The sequence below is a fragment of the Parabacteroides sp. AF48-14 genome (genome assembly GCF_003477465.1).
GTDB lineage: Bacteria > Bacteroidota > Bacteroidia > Bacteroidales > Tannerellaceae > Parabacteroides > Parabacteroides acidifaciens.
In genome coordinates, this window is record NZ_QUDI01000011.1 from 54,735 (window position 1) to 70,600 (window position 15,866).

The following is a 15,866-nucleotide window of genomic DNA, read 5'->3' on the forward strand; positions in this document are numbered from 1 at the left end:
AAGAAAGATAAGGCTCCTGGTATAATAATATCATCTCAAAATGATTCAAAAACGTACCAAACCCCTTCCGCCTATAAAAAGAAAGGGAGCTATACCCTGCGGCATAGCTCCTTTCAATATAAGTGTGTAGGTATTGGAATCCTAAATTAATACCCAGGGTTCTGCGGGAATTCAGCGCCTGTGTTAGAGTCGATGATTGTCTGCGGGATCGGCCACAAAGTGTTATGCTCATCCATCGTGCTGCTATACGGATTGTATTTCTTTACACGTTCAACGAGCTTGCCTGTGCGGACTAAAGTGAAGCGGCGCAGTTCTTCTCCGACCAGCTCACGGATACGTTCATCCAGCAGGAAGTCGATTGTTGCTTGGCTTGCTGTAATCTCAGGGGCATTTGCACGTTTGCGGATCACGTTGATTGCTTCTGCAGCACCTTGTGCATTGTTTTGCATCAAACGAGCTTCTGCTAACAGCAGGTATGTTTCAGCTAAACGGAATTTCATACGGTCTTTGTTGTTACCACCGTAGCTCAGGTTATCTGCTTTTCCGTAGAAGAACTTGGTTACAGCCGGGAATAAGGTAAGTTTCGACCAGGTATCATCTGTAAAATCAGCCTTCTTTCCATATTTATCAGAGGTGACATCGTTGTAATACCAGTTTCTCTTGATGTTATATTCAGAGTTACGGATATCGGTTGCAGCAAAGAAATCACTGCTTTCGATCCACCATTTGAACGGAACGATCTGTGCCAGGCCACGGCCTCCTAAAGTATCAGCCAATACGAAACCGTCTTCATTGTAGTATTTGGGAACCCAGGCGCGTTTTGTCCAGTCTTCATATTCTCCACCACCACCGGTTGTATTATATTCAAGCTGCATAACCCAGATACTTTCCTTGTTTCCGGAAGTACGGTTCTGGTTATACTCTTTGAACATATCGGAGAACGGATCTCCCTGCTGATCTTTATCGGCACCGAAGCGTGAAGTCATCAGATTGAAGTAACCACAGTCGATAACAGCTTTGGCTGCAGCTTCTGCTTCAGCATATTTACCTGCCATAAGATAAACCTCCGACAGCATGTGTTGGGCGGCCCATTTTGTCAGCTGGCCGACTTCCACTTTGTCCGGATCTTCCGGAAGATTTGCGATTGCAAATTGCAAGTCTTCGATCATCTTGCCTAATACTTCAGTTTTAGGAGTACGGGTGAAGTCTATACGGAAGTTTTTCTCGATTTTGTCTACATAAGGAACATCTCCGTACAGATATACCAGGTATCGGTATGCATAAGCGCGGAAGAAACGGGCGACAGCTTGGTAGTAGGCTTTGTCTGTCGGTTTATCCCAGCTTACATCTCCTTCCGAATATTCAAGGATTTCATTTGAGGAAGCGATCAAGCCATATCCCCAGTTCCAGTAAGACGTAACGAACGTAGTGGACGGCGTGTAGGATAAGTTTTCAAAAGGTACCAACGAACCGTCGCCATGACCGGCATAGACAATATCTGTTCCAACCTGGAATGATTCGTACGGACAAGCCTGTCCCTGGCTTGTTGTAGCATCTCCCCAAGTGTTAAACTCGGAGCGTGCCCAACCGTATAGGCCGGTTACACCGACTTCAAAGCCATAGCTGCTTGTATAAGTATTGTCCGGAGCCAGTGAACTTTTCAGATCTTCATCCAGGAAGCCGGAGCAGCCGGTGGATGTTACTAATAAAAATGTTGCAGCAGCTGCCGCTAATATATTTTTCATAATTTATTTCTCTTTAATAAGTTTAGAATGTAAGATTTAATCCGAACATATAAGAACGGGCAGTAGGATAGGTTACAAGGATATTCCTGTTAACATCGTTATCATCCAGATTCAGGAAATTGTCGATATTACTGAATGTATAGAGGTTATTGACACTGACATTAACAGACAAGGCACTGATTCCGATCGCATTTAAAGTTGTTTTCGGGAAGGTATAGCCTAATGTGATATTCTTGACATTTACATAATTCGCCTTTTTATAGAATGAATGTTTGTCATAAGGAACATATGACGGCGATGTCATTTTATTAGTCGGGTTTTCCGGTGTCCAGTAATCCATTCCACTGATATAGTTGAATGTCGGCATCCAACGGTCGAAGTTGTAATCGTGCAACTCTTTTGTTTGTCCGAATACACCGTTCAGGAGGAATGAGAAATAGATATTCTTGTAATCGAAACGGTTACCCATTGACAACAGGAAGCTCGGCAGTTTGGAACCGATAATTTTCTTGTCGTCGGCAGTGATTGAACCGTTTCCGTCTTTATCTTCCAGTTTGGCAGAACCCGGAACAGCGCCTTTCTGATATTCTTTACCTTCTTCATTCAGATATTTTCCGCTTGCGGCATCCCATTTGATTGTATGTCCGTTTTCAACATAAGTTTCATTTTCCTGCCATGTTCCGATAACGTCGTAGTCATAGAACACGCGTAAAGGCTCTCCGATAAACCATTTGTTCGTGATATCATCTTTTCCGTCGCCACGCAGTTCGATAATCTTGTCGCGGTTCAGGGAGAAGTTCACGTTTGTGCTCCAGCTGAATTCCTGATTTTGGATATTGATCGAATTTAAAGCGATTTCAACACCCTTGTTACGAGTTTTACCGACGTTGTCCATGATTGATTTGTAACCGTTCATATAAGGTACGGTACGGCTCATCAACAAATCTTTCGTATTTACCACATACATATCGATATTACCGGAAAGGCGGCCGTTGAAGAAACTGAAGTCGATACCGGCATTGATTGTACGTGAAGTTTCCCATTTCAGGTTCGGGTTACCGACACCGTTTGTAGGCAGGAAAGCACCGTTTACGACTGTTCCGTTGTCACCCCAGATGTAATTGGTCAGTGTCAGGCGGTCGAGTGTCTGATAAGCATTGATAGCCTGGTTACCGTTGGAACCCCATGATAAACGGACTTTCAACATATCCATATAGTTTGACTGGCTTTCCATGAAATCTTCGGAAGAAATGTTCCATGCTGCAGCCACAGAGGGGAAGAATGCATATTTGTTATTCGCACCGAATGCAGAGTAACCGTCCGAACGGCCTGTCAACGTCAGTAAATACTTGTTGGCATACGAATAGTTCAAACGTAACATATAAGATAACATGGCTGTTTCCGTCAGTTTGGATGTGATTTCCTTATTCTTTTCGGCACCGGCCATATTGTGGTATTCGGAATCATCGTTTACAAAGCTCTCGCCCGATTCTTTAGCTTCCTTCTTAGTTGTTTCCTGCATACTGAACAGGGCTGTTGCATCGATTTTATGCAAGCCGAATGTCTTGTTATATTTCAGGAGGTTTTCCCATGTATAATCATAATAATGGATGTTCTCGATAGAGGCAGACCCATTCACCTTCTTACCGGAAAGCGTATTTCTTCCGTAGTAGGATCCGACAAAGTTATTACGGTAGTTGTAACCGAAGTTTGTACGGAATGACAAGCCGTCGATAGGGAACTGGATTTCTGCGAAAGTGGAAATAAAGACGTTACGGTTTGTTTTGTCGCTTGTTGCGTCGATGTTTGCCATTGGATTGTAGAACAAAGTCTGGTCCATCGGATAGTCGACGTAACGGTCGTTTTCATCTTTGTAAATACCGTAAGGACTCATTTTCAGTCCGGCTTCCAAGTAAGGCTGTTCTCCGCCGAATTCTTTTTGAATGGCTTGTGTTCCCATTCCGACGGTTAACCACTTGTTTAATACCTGTGTGATGTTCAATGCGATGTTGGTACGTTTTAATCCGGTGTTCTCCATTACACCGTCTTCTCTCAGGTGAGAGATCGATGCCATGTAAGTTGTTGCATCCGTACCACCGGAAATACTAATCTGGTGGCTGGTTGTCAGCGCATTGCGGAACATGATGTCCTGCCAGTCCAGTTCAGACCCGTTCTGGTAGTTAGTACGTTCGCTCGGGTTGAGCAGCGTCAGCGGGTCGAGCTGATCTCCGGAATAACCGTATTTCATGCGGTTGTAGTCCTGCGTATACTTTACATATTCATCGCCTTTCATCATGTCGATGCGGCGCTGTGCCTGTTGCATACCGACTTGTCCTTTGTATGTTACGGTCGGTGCGCCTTTTTTACCTTTCTTTGTCTGGATCAGGATTACACCGTTGGCACCACGTGAACCGTAGATGGCAGCAGAAGATGCATCTTTCAATACGGACATGTTTTCGATGATATCCGGATCGATATCTCCTAAAGAACCGCTGTAAGGAATACCGTCCATAACGATCAGCGGAGAGTTGTCTGCACTCAGTGAGTTTTCACCACGTACACGCAGAGACTGGTCTTCACCCGGCTTTGCATTGCCGGTTGTTACGTTCATACCCGGAATCTGGCCGGCCAGCTTGTCCATCAGGTTGTTTGTTGAAACCATTTTCAGCTTGTCTTCGCCCACAGCCACGATGCCGCCTGTCAAGTCTGATTTACGCTGAGAACCGTAACCGATTACCACAACGTCATCCAAGCCGATGGCATTGTCTTTTAAAACAATGTTCAGCGTTTTGGCTCCTGTGATTTTGATTTCCTGCGATTCACATCCGATGTATGAAACAACGATTGTGGAGTTTTGGGGTACGTCAAGGGAGAAGTTTCCGTCTGCATCGGTAACAGTACCGATAGTCAAACCTTTTACCAGAATGTTGGCTCCGATAATCGGAAACTTGTCGGCTTCAGCAATTACCGTACCGGTGATTTTTACTTCTTGCGCATATACCTGTACGGATATAAACGCCATAAAGATTAGTAGCAAAGAAAGAAACCTGTTCTTTCCGTTAGCCTTTTCATTGGGAGGCAAATTCCCTCGTAGTTGTCTGTTCATGCCTTTCATAATTTATTAGCACATTAAACAATTAATACTTAACCTGTCGGTCCTATTTGTTTTTTGTGTCAAAAGAATGAAAGATGCAAGGCAAGAACGAGTAATTTCATTCCAAAAGGGGATAAAAATATACCAACGTGCTAAAAAACATTTATTTTGATGAATTTTGAGACTCTGTTTCCTGATATTCTGTCGGCGACATTCCATAGACGGCCTTAAAACTGCGGGCAAAATAGGAACGGCTACTGAAACCGACATGTTGCGCGATCTCGGAAATATTCATGTCCGACTCTTTTAACAGTTTAGCTCCTGCCTCAAGACGAATATTCTTTATCAGTTCGATAGGAGATAAACCGGTTACGGCTTTTACTTTTCTGTAGAAATTAGTCCGGCTCATGTTTAATGCTTCATAGATGACGGATACATCGAGTTCCGGATTGGAAATGTTGGCCTTTACAATATCGATGTACTGTTTGAGAAAATCATTGTTTTCCTTCGGCTCTTCCACTCCGAGTTGTTTGAGCGAGAGCGATTCCCCGTAGATCGTCTTCATCTTCTCGCGCAGGGAAAGTATGTTCCGGATACGCGCTTTCAACAGGGATACTTGGAACGGCTTTACGATATAATCGTCGGCACCGGCTTCCAACCCTTCTTCGATCTGGGATACCATAGACTTGGCGGTAAGCAGTATAACCGGGATATGGCAGTAATTCTGGTTTTCTTTGATACGCTTACACAGTTCCAGCCCGTTCATTTCAGGCATCATGACATCACTGACTACGATATGCGGAAATGATTCTTCGATTACAGTTAATGCCTCTTTCCCATTGAATGCTTTCAGTATGATGTAATCGAGGCTGAGTTGTTGTTCCAGGTATTGGAGCACTTCCTGGTTGTCGTCCACCAGCAGAATTGTTTGCTTGTTCTTGTTTTCTGTCTCTTCGACCAGCAGATTGAATTTCTTGCTGATTTCTGCGGACTTCGACAGGACAGGTTCCTCTGATATCGTGACTTCCTGTTCCTCTGTATCGGGAAGGATAAACATGAAATGTGTCCCTTTCTCTTCCGAGCTGACTGTCCAGATACAGCCGTTGTGTTGCAGGATAATGGAACGGGTCAGGCTTAAACCTATACCGGTACCGGATATCTGCCGGTGTATATCTTCCTGCGAACGATAGAAAGGCTCGAATATTTTTTCCGCTTCCTGATCGCTGATACCTTTCCCTGTATCGATAACCTCGATAAACAGATATTTACCTTCCACCAAAATCGAATTGTATTGGGAAGGGAAATTCGGGAGCAGTTCGCATTCGGCCTGCGAGACAGTGCTGACGCGAAGGGTGATATGTCCCTCCGAAGGTGTAAATTTGAATGCATTGGAAAGCAAGTTGAAGAATATCTTTTCGATTTCGGCTTCGTCGAAGCATACCCGGTAAGAATCCGGCAATTCATTTTCCAAAGTGAAAGTAATCTCCCGGTTGTTGGCGACGCTTTCGAATGAATGATACATCTCTTGTATGAAAGCAGAGAAGTTGAAACATGTTTTTTGCAAGACCGTTTTACCGGCTTCGTATTTCTGAATGTCCATTAAGTTGTTGACCAGAAGTAACATGCGGCCGGTATTCTTTTTAATCAGTTGCAGGGCCTTTTTGACTTCCGGGGAGAAGGAAGCATATTGCATCAGGTCGTTCAACGGATTGATAATAAGCGTTAAAGGCGTACGTAACTCATGCGAGAAATTGGTGAACATACGCATTCGTTCTTTGTGCAATTCGTTGACCTTATCCTGTTCCATCTGTTTATAATGCATTTCCCGCTCCCGCTCATGTTTGTTGTGCTGGTAACGGATAACACGGATGATGATGAAAGAGATAAGGCTGATGTACAGTAGATAAGCCCACCATGTCTTATAGAACGGCGGATTTATGGTGATGTGCAGTATGGCTTCTTCCGGATTCCATACAGCGTCGTTGTTGGATGCCTTTACCCGGAAAGTGTAAGTTCCGGGTGCCAGGTTGCTGTAGTAAGCTTCCCGGCGATTGCCGACCGTGTGCCAGGTTGGGTCGGCTCCCTCCAGTTTATAGGCATATTGATTCCTTTCGGAATGAATGAAATTCAAAGCGGTGTATTTGAATGTGATATTATTCTGGTTGGCCCCGAGCGTGATCGACTGATTCCCGGTCTTACCGATAACCTCTTCCTTGTTGTTTAAGATCATTGAAGTAAGATGGACTTCCGGGATATTGGGGTTGAACATTATTTTGTCCGGATCGAAAAACAGGATTCCTTTATCTCCGGGAAAATAGATGTTACCGTCGGAAGAGACACTGTTGCCCGAGAATAGAGTAAACTCCTGGGGCGGTATATCTGCAATTTGCAATTCACTGAAAGTATCTGTCTCGCGGTTTAGTTTATATAATGATCTTCCGGTTGCGACCCATAGATTCTGATTCTTATCTATAGTCAACGAACTGATCTGGCTAACGGACAGGCCGTCCTCCTTCTGATAATGTTTGAGGAGTTTCAGATTAGTATCCAGACGGTATAAGCCGTTCTTACCGGTAGAAATCCAGATATAACCATTGGGATCTTGCAGGATGGCCGTAATATTCCCCAATCTCTCCAGTTGAGGGTCGGATTGCAGTTCGGGAGTAAGGTTACGGACAGTTTCTCTTTTCATATCATACAGATAGAGGCTGTCGGAGAGTGATCCGAACAGGAAAAGATCAGGCTGGACTTCGTTGATCATCGTTATCCGCTTAAAGGAACGGATCGTCCCGTTTGCCGTAAACGAATTGATTTGCTTGCCTTTGTCTATCATGACGAGATCTTCGTCGCTATTAGTCGGAATCCAGAGTCGCTTGTTGCTGTCTATATATAAGGAATAGATGTCATTATGCCGGAAGTTATATAACATTTTGTATTGTTTGTCCCGGATAGAGAATAGGTAGACCGAACCGAAGTGGGTGGAACATAAGATTGAATCACCCTGTATCAGGATCGATTTAATTATATTGGTTTCATAATTCCCTTCCTGAATCGGTTTGATCGGATAGAGCTGTTTCTTTCCGTTCTGCGGGTTATAGCAGAATAATCCGGCTCCTTCCGTTGCGAACCACATGTTTCCGTATTTGTCTTCTTGTCCTTTACCGATGATCCCGGCATATTCGTTTGTCGTGATATAAGAAACCGGCCGGTAAAAAGGGCTATGGTAATTGATCCCGGCGGAATAGGTCCCGATCCAGAGTGTTTGATCCCTGTCGATCAGCATGCTGTGGATCGAATAGTGGCTGAGTCCGCCTTTGCCGGATATATCGATGCCGGCAGGCGTTACGGTCAGATTCTTTTTATTCAGGATACTTAGCCCTCCGAAGGTACCGGCTAAAATGGAATCATTGTTATAAAAGACAAGCGTGCGTATGCTGTTGTTGTTCAGGCCTGAATTATCTTTATGCAGGTGGGTCAGGGTTTGTGTTCGGGTATTGAAAAGGCAGATCCCGTTTTCATCCAGGCCGATCCATATATTCCCGTCCTTATCCGGCAATATGGCCATGATCGTGCCGGCAGGCAGTTTGTTGTTTTCCCCATTATTGCCGGAGAGAACGTGATGTTTTAATTTCCAGTCGGCGGAATAAATATATAATCCTGTGTTTTCGGTCCCGACATAGATATCTCCCCGGCTATCCTGGGCAACAGAGTAAACCGGCGATGCGATTGCCTCGTCTGCAGATATAGCCTCGACTGTCTGGTCTGTTTTACATTTAAATATATAGCGGCTGCAAAAAGCATAGACATTCCCGTCCGAGTGTCTCAGTAACTTGTTGATGACATTGGAAGTACAATCCTTATTAATGCTACGGGGATAGAAACGGGTTATATTCTTTGTTTTATAATCGATACAGTTGACGCCGTTCGAGGTCCCTATCCAGATGTTTTTCCGGCTGTCTTCGGCAAATCCCCGGATATAGTTGTCGCTTAATGTCGCGGTGTTGTTTACTTCGTTCTGGTAGATAATGAATTCGTAGCCGTCATAGCGGTTGGCTCCATTGCGTGTTCCGAACCAGATATATCCGTCCGAGTCTTGAAAAATATCCAGAACTGAAACTTGCGACAGGCCGTTTTCTACTCCCAGGTGGGAGAAGAAAAAATCGATGCTATATGCCGGGTTTGCATATAGCATCGCCAGTATTATATAGAGAATATAGAGTCTGTTCATCATTTGTAGTTCTCAATTAAGTTAGACCTGGTAAAAGTAGAGACGCACGGCCGTACGTCTCTATTCTGCAAAGATAACGATTTGGAGACGATTTTTAACAGGATTGAGATGATTTTACACGGTTTGAAAGGGTTATAATCTTATTTTTGCACTTCAATCAATTAAAACATCATGAATAAACGAGTATTGAGTTTAACCTTATTGCTGGCCTGCGTATGTTTTGCCTTGCAGGCTGAAGGCCGGATTGTGGAATCGTTTAATTCCGGCTGGGTATTTAAGAAAGCGCCGGCGGGTAAAGAGTTAGCGGTGAATGCGCCGAAATGGGAGAGTGGATGGACGGAAGTGGAGATTCCTCATACCTGGAATGCGAAAGACATGCAGATGCAGTTCAATAATTCTACGAAGGAGCTGCCTATTACAAAAAACAATATTTCTTTCCGGCTGAAATGAAAGGGAAACGCGTGTTCCTCCGTTTCGAAGGTGTGGGAGCTACGGCTGAAGTGTATGTGAACGGTTCGCTTGCCGCCACGCATAAGGGAGCTTACTCGGCTTTCTCCTGCGAGATTGGGACACTGCTGAAGGCGGGAGAGAATAATGAGATTATCGTGAAGGCCGACAATGCGTCGCGCCCGGATGTGATTCCTGTCAACCATGTGCTCTTCGGTGTGTATGGCGGCATGTATCGTCCGGTGTGGCTGATCGTGACCGAACCTTATAACATATGTGTCACCGATTGCGCCTCTTCAGGCGTTTATATTACCCAGAAGAATGTATCCCGGAAACAAGCCGATGTAAAGGTTAAAGTGAAGCTGGATAACGGGACTTTGCAGCCTGCTCCGCTCACGTTGCAAAACACGGTTTATGACCGCGAGGGCAAACAGGTTGCCTCAGATAGCCGGTCGTTCGACCTGACCGCACAGGGCGTCCAGACATTCGAGGCTGATTTCAAGATCAAGAATCCGACGCTGTGGCAGGGACGCAAGAATCCTTACCTGTATAAAGTCGTAAGCCGCCTCGTTCAGGACGGAAAAGTGATCGACGAAGTTGTCCAGCCATTGGGTTTGCGTAAGTATGAGATCGTGGCCGGTAAAGGTTTCTACCTGAACGGCGAGAAATATCCGATGTATGGCGTCACCCGCCATCAGGACTGGTGGGGATTAGGCAGCGCCTTGAAAAACGAAAATCACGACTTCGACCTGGCTACCATTATGGATATCGGAGCGACAACCGTCCGTTTTGCCCATTACCAGCAGTCGGACTACCTGTATTCCCGTTGCGATAGCCTGGGACTGATCATTTGGGCGGAGATTCCTTTTGTCAACCGTGTGACGGGACAGGAGGCCGAGAATGCCCGCAACCAGCTTCGCGAACTGATCCGCCAGAGCTTCAACCACCCTTCGATCTATGTCTGGGGATTGCATAACGAAGTCTATCACCCACATGAATACACGAAAGAACTGACCAAGTCGCTGCACGACCTGGCGAAGACGGAAGACCCGGACCGCTACACGGTTTCGGTGAATGGCTACGGACACATGGAACATCCGGTCAACCTGAATGCCGATATCCAGGGAATGAACCGCTATTTCGGCTGGTACGAAAAGAAATTGCAGGACATCGAGCCTTGGGTGGAAGGCCTGGAAAAAGAGTATCCGGATCAGAAACTGATGCTGACGGAATATGGAGCGGACGCCAACTTAGCTCACCAGACGGAATACCTCGACAATTCGCTCAACTGGACAAAGCCGTTCTATCCGGAAACGTTCCAGACGAAGACGCACGAATACCAGTGGAGCGTGATTGTCAAGCATCCGTATATCGTTGCCTCTTACCTGTGGAATACGTTCGATTTCGCGACACCCCTGGCAAACCGCGGCGACCTTCCGGCGCGCAATATGAAAGGTCTGGTGACGTTCGACCGCAAGACAAAGAAAGATTCTTATTTCTGGTATAAGGCAAACTGGAGCGAAGACCCTGTCCTCTATCTGACGCAACGCCGCAATGTGGACCGCGAGAAAAAAGTGACTTCCATCACTGTCTACTCTAATATCGGTGAACCGAAAGTCTTCCTGAACGGTAAAGAACTGTCCGGCATCCATAAGGGCTATACGGACGTACATTATATAATAGATAATGTTACGCTGGCAGATGGAAAGAATATCGTGAAGACAGTCGTTAATAAAGATGGCAAACCCTATGAAGATTCTATCGAATGGATGTACACAGGAGAGAAAAAGCGTGAAGCTGACTCTTTCTCCATCAAGGGGGAGCACGCAGGATTCGAATAGATAAAATAAGTTTTTGATGTAGGGACAAGTTGTCCCCAGGTAATACGAGGTTGCCCGCAGCCCGGTTATAAAGCCGGGTGATGCGGAGCAACCTCTTTGTTATGGAAAGTTTCCATGTTTTTTATTTAGCTTGATATTTTAAATAACTATCTTTACCAAAATACAGATATAAACCGTCATCGGATTGGGAATAGGAATATACCTTCTTAAATAGATAATCAAGATACATCTCTTCAAAATCGCCATAGAGGATATCTAAGACCTGAGTTAGCATTTCAAGTTTAAGTTCGATTTTTCCTGTCTCCTTATTAAAAGCATACGAACCGTTTATCTCGTTTGCAGTCATGCGTCCATCAAAAGTACCATCCTCCTTAAATTGGATAACACATGCTATCTCAGACTTTAGCAGTTCTTCCGGTATTTTTATTTCGTCCCCAGCTTCTACAAGTTTAGCCAACTTCCAATTGAGATTTGCTTCAATTGCTTCTGTTGGTTGGTTGGGCCTTTGTTCTGTTTGCTCTATTTGTTCTTCGCTATCAGAATTGCTGTCGCAACCAAAACATACAGCTAAACATAAGAACATACAGACTCTTTTTATAAACTTAAAACTACTATTTACCATCATTCTTAAATTAATCGGTTAAAATTATTCAACACACTTTTCTTGTCAAAAGCAAGCTGCCAGAATACAAATACAACAACATTACCATCTCACTCTCTGTATTTGTTGGGAACAGAGCAAATGTTCTAAAGCTAACAATGTTTCAAATGTAAATACTTATTTGTGATAAAACAATAAATTTACGAAATATATTTCCATGCCCATCCATTCCGCCTTCCATGCCCATGCAATTTGATTTCCATGGGCACGGAAGCGAATATACAATAACCCCCTGTTTCGACTGTTTTTCTATTTTGTCCGAAATCTTGATCGATTTTGGATTGACTCTTTTCACGGTTTTACCTGTTCGACTGACAACAGATGAAATGAGGTGCGCAGCCCATTTCGAAAAGTGTGCAATTTGATTGTCGAAATACGGAAACACCGACAAAGTGATAAACCTTAACTCCCGGAGAATCGAATATTTGCGGACGAAGACGGGCTGCGTTCCAAATATCCCAAGGAAATTTTGGAGGCTTGTTGCCGTGAGGTGCGCAGAAAATTCTCTTGAAGTAACGCTTCGTCGCTCTGAAGGTTGACTTCGTGCTATATGAAGTCCGACTTCAAGGCAACAAAGTTCCGGATCAGAGCAATAAAGTCCCTCTTCATGGTGATAAGGTGCCGGATCATAGGAAAAAGCCCCTTTTTGACAGCTGAAAAGCGGGTTGACATTTGTTCGGTTTCGGATGTCTTTCGAGCTCAAAAAATGCGTTTTTTACAATAAGTCCCCCCCCGCCGCAGGCTCTCTTTTGCCGTTTCGTTTCAACGAACGGTTTTAGAGCTTAGGGATGTGTCAAAACTGCCCTGTCCCCGCGCTTGACGCGGGGCCGCAATAAAACGGTCCTTATCAATCAGTTGTTTATACGGTCGGTTTTAATGCGATCCCGCGTCAAGCGCGGGAACAGGATCGTTTACGATCTCTTCTAACTTTCAACTCTTAACTTTCAACTTTCAACTACTTAGGGGGGCTTATTGTAAAAAACGCATTTTTCAGCATCAAAAGACATCCGAAACCAAACAAATGTTAATCCGCTTTTTTGACCTCAAAAAGGTACTTTTCCACCTTTTTAGAGCGTTTCCAACATTTATGACCGTCCTCTTTGCCATTACGACCGTGCTAATGTGTAGTGCACTCGGCAGCTCGCGAAGATTAGGACGGTCGTAATGGCGATTAGGACGGTCGTAATTGGAAAGAGGACCGTCTAAAGGGTAAAAAAGCCCCTGAATTTCCTTGCGATATTTGGGACGCCGTCCGTTTTGTTTTCAAATATTCGATTCTCCGGGAGTTAAGGTTTATCACTTTGCCGGCGTTTCCGGTTTTCGGTAATCAAATTGCACGCTTTTTGGAATGGGCTTGGCACCTCTTTTTATAGAGTGTCAGCCGGGAGCGTTAAAACCGTGAAAAAAGTCAATTCAAAATGGAGCAAGATTTCAGATGAAATAGAAAAATGGCTCAAAAAGGGGGTTATTGTAATTTCTCATTTCTGTTCGTACTGATTTTTGCTCAAAATCAATGTCGACGGCATTTTCTGAAGTGCCTCTTTGCGGTGTTCTGATACGTCGTTCCAAGTGTTGTAACCGATTAGCATAAAGTTGTAACCGCTGAATAAACCGGGTGTCAGGTCCTTGTCCGGCAATAGGCTCGTTTGAGGAGTCGATGCCGTGAAATCCTCGATTGTCTTAACGATCTTGTCATAACCCGGTGTTGTCGTGCTTGCTTTGTTCACAATGCCGACGGAGCTGTGAGTCGTTTTCAGCAACGTGCTTGTGTAATCCAGCAAGAAGAGGTCTTCTTCTGTGCTGATGATCACTAACACATGGGTCGCTTTAACGAAATTACGGTTGATGAATACACCGACATCGCAGTTACTGCGTGCAATGAACATCTTGGTTTTGTCTTTCAGCAGAGCACCGGGATAAAACCAGGATTCGGGCGCTTTAAGCCGTTTGAAGTAACGGTTGTAGAAAGAAGCGCGATAACGGGTTGCCGCAATATCGTCGGGAGAATCGCTCATGGAGATGCCGGAACCAACCAGCAAAAAGTCGAATCCTTCGTTGTTCACAATGTCGCAGATGTCCTGGCCGGCATTGTTAGACACCTCGTAGCGGGTGTGTATCTGCATACCTAACTTCTTGGCGCCATACAGGATAGGACCGAAGCTGACCTCCTCGAAGTTGTCCGTGTGCAACGGGTTGACATCGGAACCCACGGTCAGGTGCAAGGCTGTCAAATCGAGTTTCTTCTTTCCCCGGGCAAACATCTGGTGGGCGACATCGAGCATGATCTGTCCGTTTCCGGCACGTCCGAACGAAAGCAGGACTTTAAACGCGCCACCGGTAGGCTCTGCATATTGCTGATGTCCCTTGAGCTTCTCCCGGGTCTTGAAACAGAACCGGATAAAGGAAACCAGTGGAGTGGTCATAAATGTCGTGACCAATGTCATCAACACCAACATGACGAATATGGAAGGCGGCAATATCTTCATTTCATAACCGATCGTCAGAACGACTAATTCCATCAGACCGCGCGTGTTCATCAACGCCCCGATATAGAGGCTGTCTTTCCAGCTTTCCCCCACGAAGCGTGCCGAGAACATGGCGCCCCCGAATTTTCCGATGATAGCGACAACGATGAAGATGCCGCACATCGCCCATAGCTCCGGAGTGTTCAACAGCCCGATCTCCGTACGCAACCCGGTCGAAACGAAGAAGAGTGGCAGGAAGAGCGCTAACGATACATCTTCGACCTTCTCTGTCATGATCTTGCGGAATTTGATGTTTCCCGGCATGACCACACCGGCAATAAAAGCGCCGAAAAGGGCGTGCAACCCTAATATCTCGGTAAAATAGGAGGAGACAATCAGCAACAGGAACATCAATGCCACCAGCGCTTTGTCTATTACCTCTTTATTATGGTAGATATGCCCGATCATCCGTAAAAAAGGACGTACGGCGAAGAACATGAACAGGATATAGAGGATGGAGAACAATATATTGTAGACGGCGCTCAGCATACTGCCGGCCTGAGCAATGGCAATTACGACAGCCAGCAGGCACCAGGCCGTGATATCTCCATTGGCGGCGCTTGCTAATGAGATTGTCCCTAAATGTGTTTTTGTCAGCCCTTTTTCCTGGATGATACGCGCTAACACGGGGAACGCCGTGATACTCATGGCGATCCCTATGAATAAGGCGAATGAGAGGAAAGGCGTCCCTTTGTGTGCATAGGATTCATAGACATAATAGGCGGTCAGCATACCGAAAAAGAACGGGACGATCGTGCTCGTATGACTGATCAGTATCGTTTCTTTCAGCTTCTTCCGGACCTCCCCGATATCTAACTCCATCCCGATGGCAAACATAAAAAGAATCAGGCCGAATTGGCTCAATATGGTGATATTGCCTAAGGACTCAGGAGGAAAAAGAAATGCGGATACTCCCGGCAGGAGATGTCCGAGAACCGACGGGCCGAGTACGATACCTGCCACGATCTCGCCGATAACGGTCGGTTGCCCGATCTTTTGAAACAGCCAGCCGAACAGGCGGCAGACGATCAATATCGTAATGATCTGTAAAAGAAGTATCCCAATGGATGACTGGATGTGATGGGTGACGGAATCCAAAAACACAAAGAAGCCTTCCCCCATGTTTTTAGGGGGATTCTGCATCGACTGGATCGCTGTTTCGACCTGCCGGCCTTCTCCTTCTTTGACTATAAAATACATAAGCGAGCCAAAGACCAGGATCATCATCAAATAAAAGGCTATACTCTTTGTTCCTTTACTCATCTGCCAACAATAAACGGTTTCATGCAAAAATAACAAAAGGAATTAAATATTTAGTATTTCGC

General features: G+C 45.2%; 6 protein-coding genes and 1 pseudogene. 1 reads left to right on the top strand and 6 read right to left on the bottom strand.

Annotation, left to right across the window (positions count from 1 at the left end; translation table 11 throughout):
• Positions 1-146: 146 nt before the first annotated feature.
• The 3 genes from DW083_RS07125 to DW083_RS07135 all read right to left on the bottom strand — a co-directional run bounded on the left by DW083_RS07125 (position 147) and on the right by DW083_RS07135 (position 9,070).
• Complete coding sequence (locus DW083_RS07125) at positions 147-1,745, bottom strand: RagB/SusD family nutrient uptake outer membrane protein (protein ID WP_122331912.1); 1,599 nt, start codon at positions 1,743-1,745, stop codon at positions 147-149.
• Between the two features lie 22 nt (positions 1,746-1,767).
• On the bottom strand, positions 1,768-4,851 hold the full coding sequence (locus DW083_RS07130) for a TonB-dependent receptor (RefSeq protein ID WP_122331940.1): 3,084 nt from the start codon (positions 4,849-4,851) through the stop codon (positions 1,768-1,770).
• A 151-nt stretch (positions 4,852-5,002) separates the two neighbouring features.
• Positions 5,003-9,070 carry a two-component regulator propeller domain-containing protein gene (locus tag DW083_RS07135; protein ID WP_122331913.1) on the bottom strand — a complete coding sequence of 1,356 codons (4,068 nt, stop codon included), beginning with the start codon at positions 9,068-9,070 and terminating at the stop codon, positions 5,003-5,005.
• Positions 9,071-9,238: 168 nt separating this feature from the next.
• Here DW083_RS07135 and DW083_RS07140 point away from each other — a divergent pair.
• Positions 9,239-11,355 (top strand): annotated as a pseudogene (locus DW083_RS07140) (glycoside hydrolase family 2 protein).
• 121 nt (positions 11,356-11,476) lie between these two features.
• On the opposite strand, the gene DW083_RS07145 reads toward DW083_RS07140, so the two are convergent.
• The 3 genes from DW083_RS07145 to DW083_RS07155 form a co-directional block, all read right to left on the bottom strand.
• A complete protein-coding gene (locus DW083_RS07145) occupies positions 11,477-11,938 on the bottom strand; it encodes a lipocalin-like domain-containing protein (RefSeq protein ID WP_122343661.1) in 462 nt (153 codons plus the stop codon).
• A gap of 181 nt (positions 11,939-12,119) precedes the next feature.
• Positions 12,120-12,719, bottom strand: coding sequence for a hypothetical protein (locus DW083_RS07150; protein WP_122331914.1), 600 nt, complete (start codon positions 12,717-12,719; stop codon positions 12,120-12,122).
• 775 nt (positions 12,720-13,494) lie between these two features.
• On the bottom strand, positions 13,495-15,804 hold the full coding sequence (locus tag DW083_RS07155) for a cation:proton antiporter (protein ID WP_122331915.1): 2,310 nt from the start codon (positions 15,802-15,804) through the stop codon (positions 13,495-13,497).
• Positions 15,805-15,866: the final 62 nt, after the last annotated feature.